Origin of the sequence: Trebonia sp. (genome assembly GCF_030042015.1) — a bacterium.
In the GTDB taxonomy this organism is placed as follows: Bacteria; Actinomycetota; Actinomycetes; order Streptosporangiales; family Streptosporangiaceae; genus Trebonia.
In genome coordinates, this window is sequence record NZ_JASIAL010000338.1 from 1 (window position 1) to 15,073 (window position 15,073).

Annotated in this window: 15 protein-coding genes; 8 read left to right on the forward strand and 7 right to left on the reverse strand. The window is 69.9% G+C overall.

All coding sequences use genetic code 11. The features are described 5' to 3' along the window. Together Q1N79_RS18130 and Q1N79_RS18135 are read right to left on the reverse strand one after the other, a co-directional pair. The coding region (locus Q1N79_RS18130; RefSeq protein WP_300610406.1) for a dihydroxyacetone kinase subunit DhaK at positions 1 to 191 on the reverse strand (191 nt) is incomplete at its 3' end. Next, on the reverse strand, positions 188 to 994 hold the full coding sequence (locus Q1N79_RS18135; protein ID WP_300610409.1) for an MIP/aquaporin family protein: 807 nt from the start codon (positions 992 to 994) through the stop codon (positions 188 to 190). The genes Q1N79_RS18135 and Q1N79_RS18130, both read right to left, overlap by 4 nt. A 206-nt stretch (positions 995 to 1,200) precedes the next feature. Between Q1N79_RS18135 and Q1N79_RS18140 the strand changes: the two genes are divergently transcribed. The 3 genes from Q1N79_RS18140 (at position 1,201) to Q1N79_RS18150 (ending at position 3,630) form a co-directional block, all read left to right on the forward strand. Then, complete coding sequence (locus Q1N79_RS18140) at positions 1,201 to 1,848, forward strand: DUF429 domain-containing protein (protein WP_300610411.1); 648 nt, start codon at positions 1,201 to 1,203, stop codon at positions 1,846 to 1,848. Between the two features lie 44 nt (positions 1,849 to 1,892). Next, the gene (locus Q1N79_RS18145; RefSeq protein ID WP_300610413.1) at positions 1,893 to 2,549 is read left to right on the forward strand and encodes an NAD(P)-dependent oxidoreductase; all 657 of its coding nucleotides are present in this window, start codon (positions 1,893 to 1,895) and stop codon (positions 2,547 to 2,549) included. A gap of 256 nt (positions 2,550 to 2,805) precedes the next feature. Continuing rightward, positions 2,806 to 3,630 (forward strand): hypothetical protein, encoded by an 825-nt coding sequence (locus tag Q1N79_RS18150; protein WP_300610415.1) that lies wholly within the window; start codon positions 2,806 to 2,808, stop codon positions 3,628 to 3,630. Positions 3,631 to 3,673: 43 nt separating this feature from the next. Here Q1N79_RS18150 and Q1N79_RS18155 read toward each other — a convergent pair whose 3' ends face one another. Both Q1N79_RS18155 and Q1N79_RS18160 read right to left on the reverse strand, forming a co-directional pair. Then, positions 3,674 to 4,765 (reverse strand): hypothetical protein, encoded by a 1,092-nt coding sequence (locus Q1N79_RS18155; protein ID WP_300610417.1) that lies wholly within the window; start codon positions 4,763 to 4,765, stop codon positions 3,674 to 3,676. 9 nt (positions 4,766 to 4,774) lie between these two features. Continuing rightward, positions 4,775 to 7,012, reverse strand: coding sequence for a hypothetical protein (locus tag Q1N79_RS18160; protein WP_300610418.1), 2,238 nt, complete (start codon positions 7,010 to 7,012; stop codon positions 4,775 to 4,777). 176 nt (positions 7,013 to 7,188) lie between these two features. On the opposite strand from Q1N79_RS18160, the gene Q1N79_RS18165 reads away from it, so the two are divergent. Continuing rightward, on the forward strand, positions 7,189 to 7,410 hold the full coding sequence (locus tag Q1N79_RS18165; protein WP_300610420.1) for a hypothetical protein: 222 nt from the start codon (positions 7,189 to 7,191) through the stop codon (positions 7,408 to 7,410). Positions 7,411 to 7,500: 90 nt separating this feature from the next. Here Q1N79_RS18165 and Q1N79_RS18170 read toward each other — a convergent pair whose 3' ends face one another. Next, on the reverse strand, positions 7,501 to 7,749 hold the full coding sequence (locus Q1N79_RS18170; protein ID WP_300610422.1) for an isoamylase early set domain-containing protein: 249 nt from the start codon (positions 7,747 to 7,749) through the stop codon (positions 7,501 to 7,503). 234 nt (positions 7,750 to 7,983) lie between these two features. On the opposite strand from Q1N79_RS18170, the gene Q1N79_RS18175 reads away from it, so the two are divergent. Continuing rightward, a complete protein-coding gene (locus Q1N79_RS18175; protein ID WP_300610424.1) occupies positions 7,984 to 9,045 on the forward strand; it encodes a hypothetical protein in 1,062 nt (353 codons plus the stop codon). A 21-nt stretch (positions 9,046 to 9,066) separates the two neighbouring features. On the opposite strand, the gene Q1N79_RS18180 is transcribed toward Q1N79_RS18175, so the two are convergent. Further along, entirely contained in the window at positions 9,067 to 9,636 is a 570-nt protein-coding gene (locus Q1N79_RS18180) for a phospholipid scramblase-related protein (protein WP_300610426.1), read from the reverse strand. An 87-nt stretch (positions 9,637 to 9,723) separates the two neighbouring features. On the opposite strand from Q1N79_RS18180, the gene Q1N79_RS18185 reads away from it, so the two are divergent. The 3 genes from Q1N79_RS18185 (at position 9,724) to Q1N79_RS18195 (ending at position 13,839) form a co-directional block, all read left to right on the forward strand. Next, positions 9,724 to 11,199 carry an ATP-binding protein gene (locus tag Q1N79_RS18185; RefSeq protein WP_300610428.1) on the forward strand — a complete coding sequence of 492 codons (1,476 nt, stop codon included), beginning with the start codon at positions 9,724 to 9,726 and terminating at the stop codon, positions 11,197 to 11,199. 33 nt (positions 11,200 to 11,232) lie between these two features. After that, positions 11,233 to 12,429 carry a hypothetical protein gene (locus tag Q1N79_RS18190; protein WP_300610430.1) on the forward strand — a complete coding sequence of 399 codons (1,197 nt, stop codon included), beginning with the start codon at positions 11,233 to 11,235 and terminating at the stop codon, positions 12,427 to 12,429. 357 nt (positions 12,430 to 12,786) lie between these two features. Continuing rightward, positions 12,787 to 13,839, forward strand: a complete 1,053-nt coding sequence (locus tag Q1N79_RS18195) for a G1 family glutamic endopeptidase (protein ID WP_300610432.1) — start codon at positions 12,787 to 12,789, stop codon at positions 13,837 to 13,839. A 117-nt stretch (positions 13,840 to 13,956) separates the two neighbouring features. On the opposite strand, the gene Q1N79_RS18200 is transcribed toward Q1N79_RS18195, so the two are convergent. Further along, positions 13,957 to 15,073, reverse strand: a 1,117-nt coding sequence (locus Q1N79_RS18200) for an MFS transporter (RefSeq protein ID WP_300610434.1), incomplete at its 5' end; no start/stop codon positions are given.

Below are 15,073 nucleotides of genomic sequence, written 5' to 3' on the forward strand. Positions count from 1 at the left end.
ACGAACCCGCCGTGCAGCGGCTCGTGGCCGGAACCGCCGCCTGACACCAGGCCGACCTTGCCGGCCTTCGGCCCCCCGGCGCGCAGGATCACCTTGTTCTCGACGTCCACCGCCAGGCCCGGGTGCGCGGCGGCCACCCCGGCCAGCGCGTCCGTGACCACGGTGTCGGCAGAGTTGATGAGCTTTTTCATGACGTCGCTCCGCTGACTCGCTGTTCCGACCTGTCTTCGTCCCCTGGCACCTCGGGCGCCAGGCTGGTCAGCGCCGCGTCCGCGCGGACCCGCGCGATGCCGACGTAGGCGAGCCCGCCGAGGACGCCGCCGACGACCTCGCCGATCAGGTAGGCGGGGACCTGTCCCCAGTGCACCGACCCGCCGAACGCGTCCTGCATGAAGACGGCACCAAGATAACGCGCGGGGTTGATCGCGGCCCCGGTCGCCGGCCCGAGGATGATGATGATCGCGAAGACCACCGAGCCGATCGCCATCGGCGCCCAGCCGGGCACCGCGCGGTGGTCGATCACCCCGAAGATGACGAAGACCAGCATGAACGTGCCGATCGCCTCGATCAGCGTCGCCCGCCCGAACCCCATCGTCGCGGAGTTGTAGGACGTCACGCCGCCGCCCGCCGCGACCGCGGCGGCCCGGCCGAGGGTGAGGAAGATGGCCGCCGCGCCGGCGATCGCGCCGACGACCTGAGCGGCGATGTACCCGGGCACCTCGCGCCACGGGAACTTGCCGGTCACCGCGAGCGAGAGCGTGACCGCCGGGTTGATGTGGCCACCGGAGATGTGCCCGATCGCGTACACCGCGCCGACGATGACGAGCATGAACGCGAACGAGATGATGCCCAGCTGCGCCATCGAGAACGGGACCTTGCTGCCGGCGGCGATCACGCCGGTGGCCGCGACCGACCCGGCCCCCACGTAGACGAGGAACGCGGTGCCGATGGCTTCGGCGATGAGCTTCTGCGGAGTGCTTGGTGGTGGTGCCATGCGGTTCGCCTCCCTTGGCGAAGCTATCTCACTGTGCTGGCCCGGGGAGCGACCCCCGGACTCCGATCAGAAAGGCGTTCGACATTGCCGAACAGCGTTTCATCGCAACGTACGCCGGGGAGGTGTGCCCGTCAAGGGGCCGCGGCGCGGGTACCGTGGCAGTCGCCACGGTCCGTTCGGGATAAATGGGTTATTTCATGGCAATCGTGACGGGAATCGACGCCTGCAAAAGCGGCTGGGTCGCGGTCACGCTGTCCGGCGCCGCGGTGCGCGCCAGGACGGCGCCGGACCTGGCCGGGCTGGGCATCGAGGGCCTCGCCGGCGTCGACATGCCGCTCGGGCTGCTCGCGGACGGCTGGCGCGCCGCCGACGCGCTGGCGCGCGCCGTGCTCGGCAGGCGCGGGGCGTCGGTGTTCGCGATCCCGCCGCGGCCGGTCTGGGCCGCGCCCGACTACCAGACGGCGAACCGGCGCTGCCGGGAGCTCACTGGCCGCGGCATGTCCGCGCAGGCCTGGGGGCTGCGGGCCAGGCTGCTCGAGGCGGACCGGTTCCGGCTGGGGTCCCGCATTCGGCTCTGCGAGGTGCATCCTGAGCTTTCCTTCGCCGAACTAGCCGGGGCGCCTCTTGCCGCAAGCAAGCACTCTCCCGGCGGGCGGGCGCTGCGGCGGGCGCTGCTGGCACAGGCCGGCATCGTCGTGCCGGAACGGGTCGCGGGCGCGGCCGAGGACGACCTGCTCGACGCGGCCGCGGTGGCGTGGAGCGCGCGCCGCGTCGCCGCCGGGACGGCGCGCGTGCTGCCCGACCCGCCGGTGCAGCGGGGCGACGACGGCGCCGAGATAGCGATCTGGTACTGAATAGTCTTTGTAGCCAGCGAGAGCAATCGGGACAGGATGGGCATATGACGACGATCGTGATCTTCGGCGGGACCGGGTACGCGGGCAGTGCGATCAGGGATGAGGCGCTGCGGCGCGGGTTCGCGGTGACCTCGCTGACCAGGTCGGGGGCTCCGGACGGCGCGCCCAAGGCGCCTGGGCTGGAGTTCCGGCGGGGGAATATCCACGACGCCGCGCTGGTCGAGCAGGCCGCCGCCGAGGCCGACGTCGTCGCCGTCTCCGTGCGGTTCGGACCGCAAGAGGACGGCTTGCGGCTGATCGACGCGTTCCCCGCGCTGACCAGGGCGTGCACGGCGCACGGCACGCGCCTCGGCGTCGTCGGCGGCGCGGCCTCGCTGCTGGTCAGCGAGGGCGGCCCGCGGCTGATCGACACGCCCGAGTTCCCCGACGCCTTCAAGCCCGAGGCGGGCAGCGCCGCGGAGACGCTCGCGCTGCTGCGGGCGGACGACACGGGCGCCGACTGGTTCTTCGTGTCGCCGGCGCGCGAGTTCGGGTCGTACAACCCCGGTGAGCCGCTCGGGAAGTACCGGGTGGGCGGGGACGTGCTGCTGACCGACGAGTCCGGGCGGTCGCACATCTCGGGCGCGGACTTCGCGCTCGCGTTCGTCGATGAGATCGAGACCCCGGTGCACCACAGGACGCGGTTCACGGTCGCGTACTGACGCTGACCTGCGGGGATAGGCGGTGGAGCTGAGGCCTGCCGGGCGCGGAGACGGAGCTCCGCGCCCGGCCTGTCCCCGGCCCTCCCCCTCCTAGGGCCGACATGCCCCCCGTCCGCAGGTCTTATGAGACACTAAGTCTAATGTCTCATCTACGCTATGTAAGTACATAGAGTTTCATGTCTCAATTTGTGATCAAAGATACTCTCCGTCGGTACTATGTGACTGAACGCGGTTAGACGGAAACCGGGAGACAACGATGGTGGTCCGGCCGGAGCGTGTGCCGGCGGAAGAGGTCAGGCAGCGCATGCTTGAGGCAGGGCGTGAGCTGGTGTTTGAGACGGGCGCCGCGCTGACCATCGAGCACTTGCATCTGGAAGAGGTGATCCAGCGGGCGCGGGTGCCGCGCAGTTCTGTGTACCGGATGTGGCCATACAAGGAGGGCTACATCGACGACCTGCTGTGCTACCTGGCAGGCCCGGGGAGCTGGTTCAACGATGACGCCGTCTTCGACCCCGAGACGTACGCCGTCGTCGAAAGGGTGCTGTCGGACAACAAGCACCTGCTGGCGACGGCGGACGGGCGGCGGGCGCTGCTGTGTGAGGTTATCCGCCTCGCGACGGCGCGCAACTACCAGGCGCTGAGCGAAAGCCCCGCCTGGCGGCTGCACACCGCGCTGGTCGCCACGCTGGGCTCGACCCGCAGCGACGAGGCCCGGCGGAAGATCGCCGACGCCCTCGAGGACGCCCAGTCGCGGTCCCGTAGCTCGATGCTCACCCTGTTCGGCTACCTGGCCGGCCTGCTCGGACTGCGGATGCGCGACCCCGCGCGCTCTCCTGAGCAGATGATCCTCGCCGGCGGGCTGCTCGTGCAGAGCCTGGCGCTGCGCAATGTGCAGGTGCAGGCGACCCTCACCGACACCCCTGGCGCGGCTTACGTGGACGGCCTGCTCAACGCGCCGATCCAGGGACCGGGCCTGGACGGCCGGCCGGCGCCGTGGTCGCTTGCCGCGTTCTGCTACCTCGCCGTCGTGGACTCCTTCGCCGAACCCGACCCCGACTTCGTGCCGCCGCAAGCCCCGTAACCGCCCGCGCCCGCCCCGGGGCGCCGCCCCGTAACATCAGCAGTCACATACGCCCCTTGCGCAGGCGGGCCAGCTCGAGCACCCGGTCGCTGAGCACCGCGACGCCCGGCAGCGGGCCGCTCTCGTAGTAGCCGGGCTTGCGCTTGCGCAGCAGCCGGTCGCCGTGCTCGCTCCACGTGAAACTCCGGTTCCCCAGCACCCGGCGGAACACGGCGTCCGCGTTGTGCGGGTACGCCGCCGCCAGCCGGCGCAGCGGCAGCGGCGGGATCGTGTCCTCGCGCAGGTACGCGCGCAGCACGTCGGCGTGCGCCCGGTCCGCCGCCAGGGCGGGGTCGGCGAACAGGGCCCGCAGCATCCCGTACTCGGGCACCACGACGAACCCGTCGACGTCGTCGTAGATGATCCCCACCGTGTCGAACTCGAAGAAGCCAGGCGGCATGACGAACGTCGTCTCCCCGCTTTCCGAGACCGCGCGGTGCCGGCCGCGCGCGGCGAGCGCGGCGTCCCTGCGCCGCTTGTAGTAGGCGTTCAGCCGCCCCTCCGCCTCAAGCGTGGGCAGCACGAGCTCGTCGGCGCCGAAGAACGCCAGGAACTCCTCGCGGTCCCTGCGCATGTGCTCCCAGCCCTGCCTGACCTTCTCCGGGTTGCGGAACACCAGGTCAGGTTCCCTGGTGGCCATGTCGATCGCCAGCCGCGCGACCCGCGGGGCGGCGGAGGCGGGGTGAGTCGTCTCGGTCCCCGAGGTGAGCCACGCGGTCCCGTCGGCCGTCACGGGGAGCAGCGTGCCGGACAGGAACATGCCCGCCGCGAGGCGGGCGGACAGGCCGTAGACGCGGTACTCCAGGTCGTCCACCAGGCTGGCGGTGATCGCCGGCCGGCCGGCGGTCACCGCGGCCGCGCGCACCTCGAAGACCCCGCGCACCGCGTCGTCCTGCCAGCCGAGCAGCATCTCCCGGTCGGCGCGCGTCAGGTCACGCCGCGACCCGAGGATCCGGCCGATCGCCGCCAGGCCGCCGGCCTCCCCCGCCACCACCTGCCGCAGCGCGGCGGCGCGCTCGACCAGGCGCGCAAGCTGGCCGTCGTCCCCGAAATCCCGCACATCCCCGCCGTTCCCGCCAGCTCCCGGTGCGCCCACCCCAGCACCCTACTCGGCGAGCCCCGCGCGTGCCGCGAGCTTCGCGAGCCGGGTCAGCAGTGCGGCGGGCAGCTCGGCTGCCCGCATGCTCTGCAGTATCTTGCTGGTCACGCTCTTGTCCGCTGGCTCGAGCGCGATGCCGCGGACGACGAGAATGTCGAGCAATGTGTACATGTCGATAAAGCAGCGTTCCGGCGCCACGGCGGCGGTGAAGTCGTCGTGCCCGAACATGTCCATGACCCTGCGGTAAGTGAGGGAGCACTCTGCCGCGAACGGCGGATCGTCGTGGTACGGCGGCCCCTCGCCCTGGGGAATGTCACCGTAGTAGTAGAGCAGGTAGCCGCGGCACTCGCTGCGGGCGGCCGGCTCGGCGGCGAGCTCGCCGAAGAACTCGCGCAACGCCCACCCGGAGCCGACGTGGCACATCGCCCACAGGATGCTGTGCCGCAGGAACACGTCGTCCTCTTCCGCCAGCAGCCCGCGCAGCCATTCCTCGCACGATTCGAAGACCCGCGAGATCAGGTAGATGAGCAAGTTGCAGACCGCGAGCCGGTCCCGGTCGGATATGTTGACGATCCGGCGGACGGACGTGTACGAGCCGAGCAGGGTCTCCCTCAGGTTCGTGTCGTTGCTGACCCGCAGCTGGCCGATGAGATAGTGCCTTATCTCGCGCGGGAAGTCGCCTTTCAGTATCTCGGCGAGATCATCGGGGCCGGGGTTGCGCAGGATGCGGTCGTACGCCTCGCGCGCGACGAGGTATTCGTAGAAGGAGTAGTGGATGAACTCCCCGGTCTCCCGGCCGTGCGAGCTGCCGCGCTCGATGATCTGATCGAGGACCCGCCTGGTGTACGGGCGCGGCAGCAGGCCGGGCAGCTTCTGCTCCACGTCGGCCAGCGGTATCACGTCGTCCGCCGCGCCGCCGCTGGCGTAGATGATCCAGGCGGCTGACTGCCACAGCCGCAGCGCGCAGCCGGCGGGCACGCCCTGGCTTTCCAGCGAGTAGTCGGTGACCCGCGACAGCTTGGTCAGGTACTCGCCGTACAGGGACACCTGGTCCCGCAGCCCGCGGGCCGCCTGCTCGCCCACGAACGTGAGCATCCGCGCGTACAGGGGCCGGCTCACCAGCCTGGCCAGGTCGTCCGAGCCGACGACGGCCTCGTACAAGGTCGGCTCGGTCAGCAGGCCGGCCCGCGCCAGCCGCGACAGGTACTCGCGGAATTCGGTTTCCAGCGTCCACGGCTCGATGACGTAGACCACGTCGAACCCCGGGTCGGGGAACCCGCCGGATATCAGCTCCTCGTACTCGCGGACGCGAGACGACACGACGTAAGGTCCGGCCGAGAGCAGTTTGTTCAGGTCGGCGGCGAACTGCTCCCTGTTCTGGTCGATGAGCTCGACGGCCTCGTCGAGGCCGTCGAGCAGGACGACGACCCGCGAGGCGGCTGGTCCGGCGATACCCGCCCATCCTTCCCTCGCCAGCACCTCGGCGGTGTCCCTGGCACGGACAGGGATGGACGTCATCCCCGCCTCGGTACAGGCGGTGGCCAGCTGGTACATGGCGAGCGTCTTGCCGGCGCCCGGCTCGCCGAGCAGCAGCGCGGAGCTGCCGTCGTCAAGGCAGCGGACGATGTCGTCCAGGTGCGCGGACTGGTGAGAGGCCTGCCGCTCGTGGTACCTGCCCAGCTTGACCGGGACGATGAGCCCTGCCTGCTGCAGCTGCTCCAGGCTCATGTCGAGCGGGTAGGCGGTCCGCCGCCTGCCCAGGCGGCGCAGGTGGAACTCCGCCTCGGACTCGGCCTCGGCGTCGTGGCGGGATTCCTGGGCGGCCGCCGCGGGTTCGGTCGCGGCCGGGGCCGCCGCCTCGGACGGGGCGCCGTCCTCCCTGATCAGGGCACGCAGGACCGTCAGCAGGTCGCGGGTCAGCGGCTCCTTGCGGTAGTTCCGCTCCCAGGTCCAGCGTTTGTTCCGCAGCTTCGCCACCTCGTAGTGGCGTTCCCGCACCGGCATTCCTGACCAGTTCCCGATGCCAAACAGGATGCTCGCCGCCTGCCGGTCGGTGGTGCTCAAGCGGAGGTTGATCACGTTCTGGAGCAATTCGATGAAAGCCTGCGCACGCACGGTCCTTGGCGCATCCGGACCCGCCCGCGCCTCGACCGCTGGCAGGTCGAGCAACGGGGAGGTTTCGAGCTCGGCGGCGTAGACGCCCGGTGTGATCAGCGCGCGGAGGGCAGCGGCAAACGACTCCATCTGCGCTGCTGACGGGAAGTCATCCATCCTTCACTCACAGTTGTTAGCACCCTCATCATAGCTACCGCTTGGCCGGCGCCCCCTCTATGACCAGGCCGGACGGGATTCGACGGTTTCAGACGGGTCCCGGCGTCCGCGTCCGATTACGGTCAGTTAAATTTCGGCACTTTAGGTACATGATCACATACCTGCTCTTCGGGTTCGCGTGCATGGCCCTGGGAGTGGCGGCCGGCGCCCTGCTGGCGATGATCTACTGCGCGGCCGCCATGTCGCACAGTCAGGAGCGCATGCAGCGCAAGGTCCGCCAGGCCTGGGCAGAGGCGCGGTACTACCGGGAACGGTTCGGCAGCCACTGGCCGCCGCCGGAACCGCGCGGGGACCGCTGGGAGACCTGGTGACCGGGCCCGCGGCTCAGGCGGCTATCGAAGCGCCTGCGCGGTGAGAAATCCCCCTGCGGAAAAACCTGACCGGGGTCGCTTCACATGGGATCAGACGGTTATTGTCGCGTCCTGGTTGTCTCCGGTGGGGACCGTCTCGTCGTCGAACCAGACCCCGCCCTCGGCGAGGTAGCGGAAGCGCAGCGTGCTTCCCGGCGGGACCGTCACCGAGGCGCTGCGGGTGCGGTTCGACCGCCGGCGGAGCGGATGGGCGAAGGGATCCCACTGGTTGAAATCACCGACCACGGACACGGACCCGCTCGGCTCCCCGTCGGGAAGCGTGAAAGTGACACGGATCATACCGTCTTGCCGGGCCTTGGTCGTTTTGACCATGTGCTGCCTCCGCCCCATGAATAGATGCCCTGTTCGAGTCAATTATGGCAGCCGCGCCGCGGATATTCATCGACTTCACAGCAACGGCTCCTGCGTGTCGCAGATGGTGATCGGCCGGCTTGCTGGCTTCCCCGGCCGTGCGGTGTAAAGCTGGGCCTGGAGAGCCGGCCGGGACCGTTCGGACTGAAGGAAGGAGCTGCGATGGTGCGGCGGGTCAGCAGTGAGCTGTTGCTGGTGGGGAGCCTGCCCTCGGATTCGACCGAGGCGGCGCTGCGGTCGGCGGCGGGGTTCTTCGGTGACCTGGTGTTCGCGCTGCCCGACGGCGAGACCGGGCCGCGGGCGGGCTGGGTCAGCTACGAGCGGGAAAGGCTCGTTCGCCCGAACGAGGGCGTGGTGACCGTCGCGGAGACCGAATCTCCCACGGGGCTGCCGCGGCACGCGTATGAGACCCCGGTGTTCGGGATCAGGCCGGGAGTCAGCGAGCTGCGCTTCGATTCCTGGCCGCGCATCGACGACGCGATCGCGTCCTACGCGGTGTTCAGCGCGCTGCGCGCGCAAGGGGTGATTGCGGCGGGCCTGCGGTTCCAGGTGGGGCTGCCGTTCCCGTCCAGCGCGCTGAACGGGTTCAAGGCCGACTTCGCCCGCGATTACCCGGTCGCCGAGCGCGCGTTCGAGGACCTCGTGGCCCGCGAGCTGCGGCGGCTTCTCGCCGCGATACCGGCCGCTGACCTGGCGATCCAGTGGGACATGGCGTACGAGACGCAGGACATCGAGGGGGTGCTCGCGTGGACAGGCGAGGGCGCGTGGGAGCGGTTCGCGGGGCCGGTGACCCGGCTGACGCGGCTGATTCCCGAGGAGGCCCTCGTCGGATACCATCTGTGCTACGGGACGTTTCCCGAGTGGCCGATGTACGAGGCGCGGGACATGGGGCTGATGGTGCGGATGGCGAACTTCGCGGTCGCCGAGTCCGGGCGGACCGTGGACTGGCTGCACCTGACGGGGCCGCGCTACCTGCGCAGCGAGGACCGCTCGTTCTTCCGGCCGCTGGTGGACCTCCAGCCCGGCGACGCCCGCGTCTACCTGGGGATCGTGCTGCCGGTCGACGGGGTGGCGGGGCTGCGGCGGCGGGTCGCCACGGCGTCCAGGTACCTGCCCGATTTCGGGGTCGCGATGTACTGCGGGTTCGGCAGGCAGCCGGGCGCCGACGGCACGCAGACGATGCGGGAGCACGCGCGGGTGGTGCGCGAGGTGCGGGTGAGCTGATAGCTTCGGCGCCCGCCGCTGTCACATGGGCTCGTAGGAGGTCAGGTCAAGCACGATCGGGATCATGACGGTGAGGGTGCGGGCAAGCCGCGAGACCGGGCCGCCGGTGAACTCGACCTTGTAGTGGTCCGACGAGGTGAGCATTTCCTTCCTGAACCCGGCCCAGGTCTTGTGCACTCGGGCGAACGTGCCGCCTTCGGCGGCGGTCACGGAAAAGCGCTTGAGCCCGAGGTCGCCGACCGCCTGGCCCAGGGTCTGGCCCTCGTGGTCGAGCAGGGTGTAGTGGCGCCGGGTGCCCTCGGTGCGGATCCGGCCGATCAGCTGGCCGTCGGGCCCCTGGACTTCGGTGCTGAAGGTGGTGGCCTGCTTGACCAGCGACAGGACCGGCACGCCGTCGGGCGTGGTGATCGCGAACGCGCGGACATCGATCATCGAATCGCGCAGCAGCTTCAGCCGGCCATGACCCTGGATTTCTGTGGCGACGGCGATCAGCTCCCGCTGGTCGTTGAAGATCTGATAGCGCGCCCGGCTGGGCAGCAGTTTCCCCGGCTGCTTAATCCGCAATGCCTGGAAGGCGAAGAGGTCTTCCATACAGCCGAGTATGCAGCATTCGCGCCCGCCGCTGCCGGTTTGGGATAATTGCTTTTTATCCGCGTGCGCAGCTTTTAGGCTGCTGCCATGACGGGGACGGAGGACCGGCCGGAGCTGGCCGACGTGGGACGGCTGGCGCGCAAGCTCGTCGGCCGGGCGGTGCGGGTGGCGCGCACGGAAGACCAGGCGCTGCGGCGGGTGCTGCTCGAGCACCTCGGTCCCGACGCGGCGCGCCTGCCGACGGTGGCCAGCAGCTACCCGCTCTACGAGCACGTCAACCTGCAGGTCGGCGTGGACGCCTGGCTCGCGGCGGATCCCGGCAGGACGCACGAGGTCGTCGGGATCACCGGTGTCGGGCAGCTGCGGTACAGCGATGCCACGATCGGCGATTTCATTCAGGCCGGCCTGAACAGCTTGTACGGCTCGGCCGGGGTCGGCGCCCCGCTCACCACCGCGCTGCCGTGCGGCCCTGGCGGCCAGACGCGCGCGTGCATCAGCAACGGCATCTACCTGGTGCGCGAGGGTGACGACCGGCTGGCGATCATGTTCCTGCCGACCTCGTCCAGCGGGAGCGCCGAAGTGAACCTGCAGATCGTGGGGACCGCACAGGACAAGGTGGACCATGTGCTGAGCGAGATCAGGCGGCTCGGGTCCGAACGCAGCGTGTTCCGCGGTCAGGTGATCAGCTTCGGCCCCGAGATGTTCGGCCTGACCGGCAACACCACGCCGCTGAACTTCCTGACCCGGCCGGATGTCCGCCGCGACCAGATCGTGCTGCCCGACGCGCTGCTCGCGGAGATCGAGCGGCAGGTGGTCGGCATCGCCACGCACTCGGGACGGCTGCTCGCCAGCGGCCAGCACCTCAAGCGGGGCATCCTGCTGCACGGCGCGCCGGGAACCGGCAAGACGCATACGGTCAGCTACCTGCTCAGCATGCTGCCGGACGTGACCGTCATCGTCATCTCCGGCCGGGCGCTGGGCCGGATCACGGAGGCCTGCTCGGTCGCCAGGACGCTGCAGCCCGCGATCGTGGTCGTGGAGGACGTGGACCTGATCGCGGAAGAGCGCACCGCTCGCGACGGCGAGCACCCGCTGCTGTTCCAGCTGCTCAACGAGATGGAAGGACTCAATTCGGCGGCCGACGTCACGTTCCTGCTCACCACGAACCGGGCCGACCTGCTCGAACCCGCGCTCGCCGAGCGTCCCGGACGCGTCGACCTGGCCGCCGAGCTGCCGCTGCCCGACGCCGCCGCGCGCCGCGCGCTGATCCGGCTGTACCAGGGGAACCTCGAGCTCGACGGCGTCGACCTGGACGCGGTCATCGCCCGCACCGAGGGGGTGACCGCGCCGTTCCTCAAGGAGCTGCTGCGCAAGGCGGCGCTGCTCGCCGCCGAGGCGGACGGCGCGGGCAAGGGTCCGGGCGACGGTGCGGGCGACGGTGCGGGGGCGACCGGGGCGATCCGGGTGACCGGCGAGCACCTGACGACCGCGCTTGACCAGCTGCTGGCCAGCCGCAGCCAGCTCACCCGCGTGCTGCTCGGCGGCCAGGCCGCCGCGGGCTGAACCTCCCGGCAGTCCCGTGCGGAAGGAGTGGACATGGTGCGGAAGATCGTCATCGCCGGGCTTGTCGCGGTCGCGGCCATGTCCGGCGCAATCGGCCCGGCGAGCGCCGCCTCGGCGAACCCCGCCGCCTCGGCGAACCCCGCCTCGGTGACACCGGCCTCGGCGGCCGCGGCCGCGCCTGCGCAAGCGCTTTCTGGCGTCTCGTGCGTGTCGGCGAGATACTGCATGGCCGTCGGCGCCGACGGGTCCGGCCCGCTCGCGCTGCTGTGGGATGGCGCGACGTGGCGGAAGACCGCCGTGCCGCTGCCCAGAGGAAGCAGCGAGGGCTACCTGCTCAGCGTGTCGTGCCCGTCCGCCGCTTACTGTGTCGCCGTCGGACGCTACGGCATGCAGCCCATCGTCTACACGCTCGTGGAAACCTGGAACGGAAAGGCCTGGACGCCGTCCACATTGCCTGGAGGGTACGGGACGTATGCGGCGAGCGTGTCGTGCGGGGCGGTGCGCGATTGTGTCGCGGTCGGCGAGCTGTATCCGCTAAACCTCGGCGAGGTGCAACCGTTCGCCGAGAGCCTGCATGGCACGACGTGGACCATGCGCACGGTGTCCCTGCCCGCGGGCGCGGTGAGCGCGACCCTGAGCGCCGTCTCCTGCGCGTCGGCCGCGCGCTGCGTCGCGGCGGGCGAGTACTACACCGCGCGGGGCGGCTCGCTGCTGTTCCAGTCCTGGAACGGCACGGCGTTCACGCGGATGAAGGCGGCCGTCCCGGCAGGCATGCCAGTGCTTGGCGGCGTGTCATGCGCCTCGGCGGCGAACTGCTCCGCGGTCGCCGTGTCCGGCACGACGTATCCCTTCACCTCGTTCGCTGAGCACTGGAACGGCAAGCAATGGTCCGTGGTGCGGGTGGCGTGGCCGAAGGGCACGGCCAATCCGGTGCTCGCCGCCGTCTCGTGCGCCGTCCCCGGCAGCTGCGTCGCCGTCGGCGACTTCGGGACGACCGCGAACAGCGTGGTCAGCCGGGCGGCGGCCGCGTCCTACAACGGCGGGGCCTGGACAGGGGTGCTCCTGCCCGCGCCGCCCGCGGGCCAGAGCAGCACGCTAGGCAGCGTCAGCTGCGTGTCGGCGACAGAGTGTGTCGCGGTCGGCCAGGTCGGCCCGTCCAGCGGGGCGACCTCGAGCGCTCTCGCCGGCTTCTGGAACGGCAAGCGCTGGCGGCTGAGCATCGTGTCCTAAGTTCACTGACCGACGCAACGTATTCGCCGCGCACTCGCTGCGCCTTTCATCTACGGCAGCCACCATTTGACTGTTGGCCTGCTGCGATGCCTGCGCTTGACCGGCCGCCTCCGGCTGGGTTCATTTTTCCCCGTCCGTCACAGCAGCACCTGCCACCGACATTGCACGTGCCCGGCCGGACTACGTGGAAGATATGGCTGGGCCCCTGACCGGCCTTTTCTTCCACGATAACCGGCCTGCCCGGGATGTCTGTTTCTGATTATTCCCGGCGTCTATTGACACCGAAACGCTCTTAACAGATGATCTGCAGGGATTCCTGTAGGTTCATGTTCGATCGAGAGCGAGGAGTCAGTCATCATGCTAAGGCAGCTGCCTGTCAGGCCGGCCGTTCTTGCGGCTGCGTCGGTGCTCGTTGCCGCATGCGTTGCCGGGACTTTCGGCGCGGCCGTGGTCAGCGCGAATGCGGCGACAAAGAATGACGCGGGAAGCAGTACGGCGTCCGCGCAGCAGCGCGCGCTCGCGCTCTACAACCGGTGCGAGCCGCTGAAGGTCTTCCATCCTGGCCCGAACTTCAACCCACTTAAGGCGTCCAGCCTTCAGCTGCGGGAGGACGGGTTCCCGCCGCGGCCGCCGAAGTCCGACGCCAAAGCGCTCAGCGGGTGGATCCACGCGATGAGCCGGGCCCTGCATCCCGTGGCCCCGCATCCGGTGTGCAGCTCAGACAAGCATTCCGTAATCACCAACAGCATTTGGTCAGGACATGAAGTGCCAGAATCGCTGTTCGGTACCCCCATCACCTTCACCGAATCATCCTGGGCGCAGCCGTCTGTGCCTGCTAACAGCAATTACGGCGGCTTTAAGGATGCGCCAACCGCGTCATTCTGGACCGGGACGGGCATCGACGACATCATCCAGGTGGGCTGCGACTCCATATCGCTCGGCACGCCTTACTACGAATGCTGGACCGAGGACTTCCCAGGGGGTACCGTCTGGCAAGAAACCCCGGCTATCACCGCGGGAGACCAGATCTTCGTGTCCGACATATACGACGGCGATAACGAGGCGACTTACTTCATCGAAAATGAGACAACAGGCGACTACCTCTCGCCGGTCACATATGCGGCTCCGTACGTCGGCCTAGGATCGGCTGATTACATCCTGGAACGGGGCGACGGTCTTTACCTTCCCGAATTCTCCCAGGTCTATGTGACCGACAACGTGTTCGGCCTCAGCAACGGCGATACTTATGATCTGGGCGCGAAAGGGAACAACGAGTATGAAATAACCAGCAACTGCCTATCGAGCGGCGTGGTGCTGGCACTCCCCACCTACCTGCAGGACTCCGCGGGCGATTTCTGGCAGGAATGGCTTGCTTCCAGCCCGTACAACAATAGCTGTGGGCCCAGCTGAGGATAGCCGCAGGCAGTGTGCCCCGTTCCCGCCGCGGCGGGAACGGGGCACACTCGCTCCCAGATCCCGGCTGGCCGCGCCAACCGATGCGGACCCATGGCGGCTGGTCACCCTTTCCTAAAGACTTTCTTCCGAATGGACGCGTGGTTCCACCCCAGTCACCGCCGCGGCTGCCACGCTTGTTGCTGTTATCTCGGGGATGGCTGTTATCTCGGGGGTGGCGGCGCGCTTGATGAGCAGCAGCGACGCCAGCCCGGCGCTGACCGCGATGGCCGCGATCACGACGGTCGCCCGCTGGAACGCCGCCAGCGCGGCCGGGCCGGATGGGTGCCCGAGCACGGTGACCAGGATCGCGACGCCGAGCACGATGCCGACCTGGCGGGCCATCGTGACCACCCCCGACCCGGTCGCGAACCGGTGCGACGGGACCGCCGCCACCGCCGCGCTCACCAGCGTGGGCAGCGTGAGGCCGACGCCTGTCCCCGTCATCAGCATGCCCGGCAGCATGTGGGCGGCGTAGTCAGGGGTGAGCGACAGGTTGAGCCGCCAGAACACGCAGCCGGCGGCGTAGATGACGCAGCCGGCGGCGGCGACCGGCCCTGGGCCGACGCGCCGGGCCAGCGGACCCGCGCCGACCGCCCAGAACGGCACGAGCAGCGGCCCGGGTGCCACGCCCAGGCCGGTGCGCAGCGCCGACCACCCCCACACGTCCTGGCACCACAGCGTCACCAGCAGCAGCATCGCGCCGAACGCGGTGCCGAACAGCAGGTTGGCCCAGGTCGCCCGGCCGAACCTGGGCAGCCGCAGCAGCGTCGGCTCGATCACCGGCGCCGGGTGGCGGGCCGAGCGGCGGGCGAACGCCGCGAGCAGGAGCACCGCGACCGCGACCGAGCCAAGCACCCCGGGCGAGGCCCAGCCCCAGTCGTCGGCCTTGACCAGCGCGAGGGCCAGCGCGCCGACCGCCACGGTGAAGATCGCCGCGCCGAGGGTGTCCGGGCGGTCGGCGTCCTTGTCGACCGCGGGGGCGGGCGGCAGCACGCGCAGGCTGGCGAGCAGCGCGACGGCCGCCACCGGCACGTTCACCAGGAACACCCAGCGCCAGCTCGCGGCGACAAGGGCGCCGCCGAGCACGGGGCCGAGCGCGGCCGCCGCTCCCCCGACCGAGGTCCAGCCGCGGATCGCGCCCGTGCGCCTATCCGGCGGCGCCGCCGCGAGCAGCAGGCCGAGCGAGGCG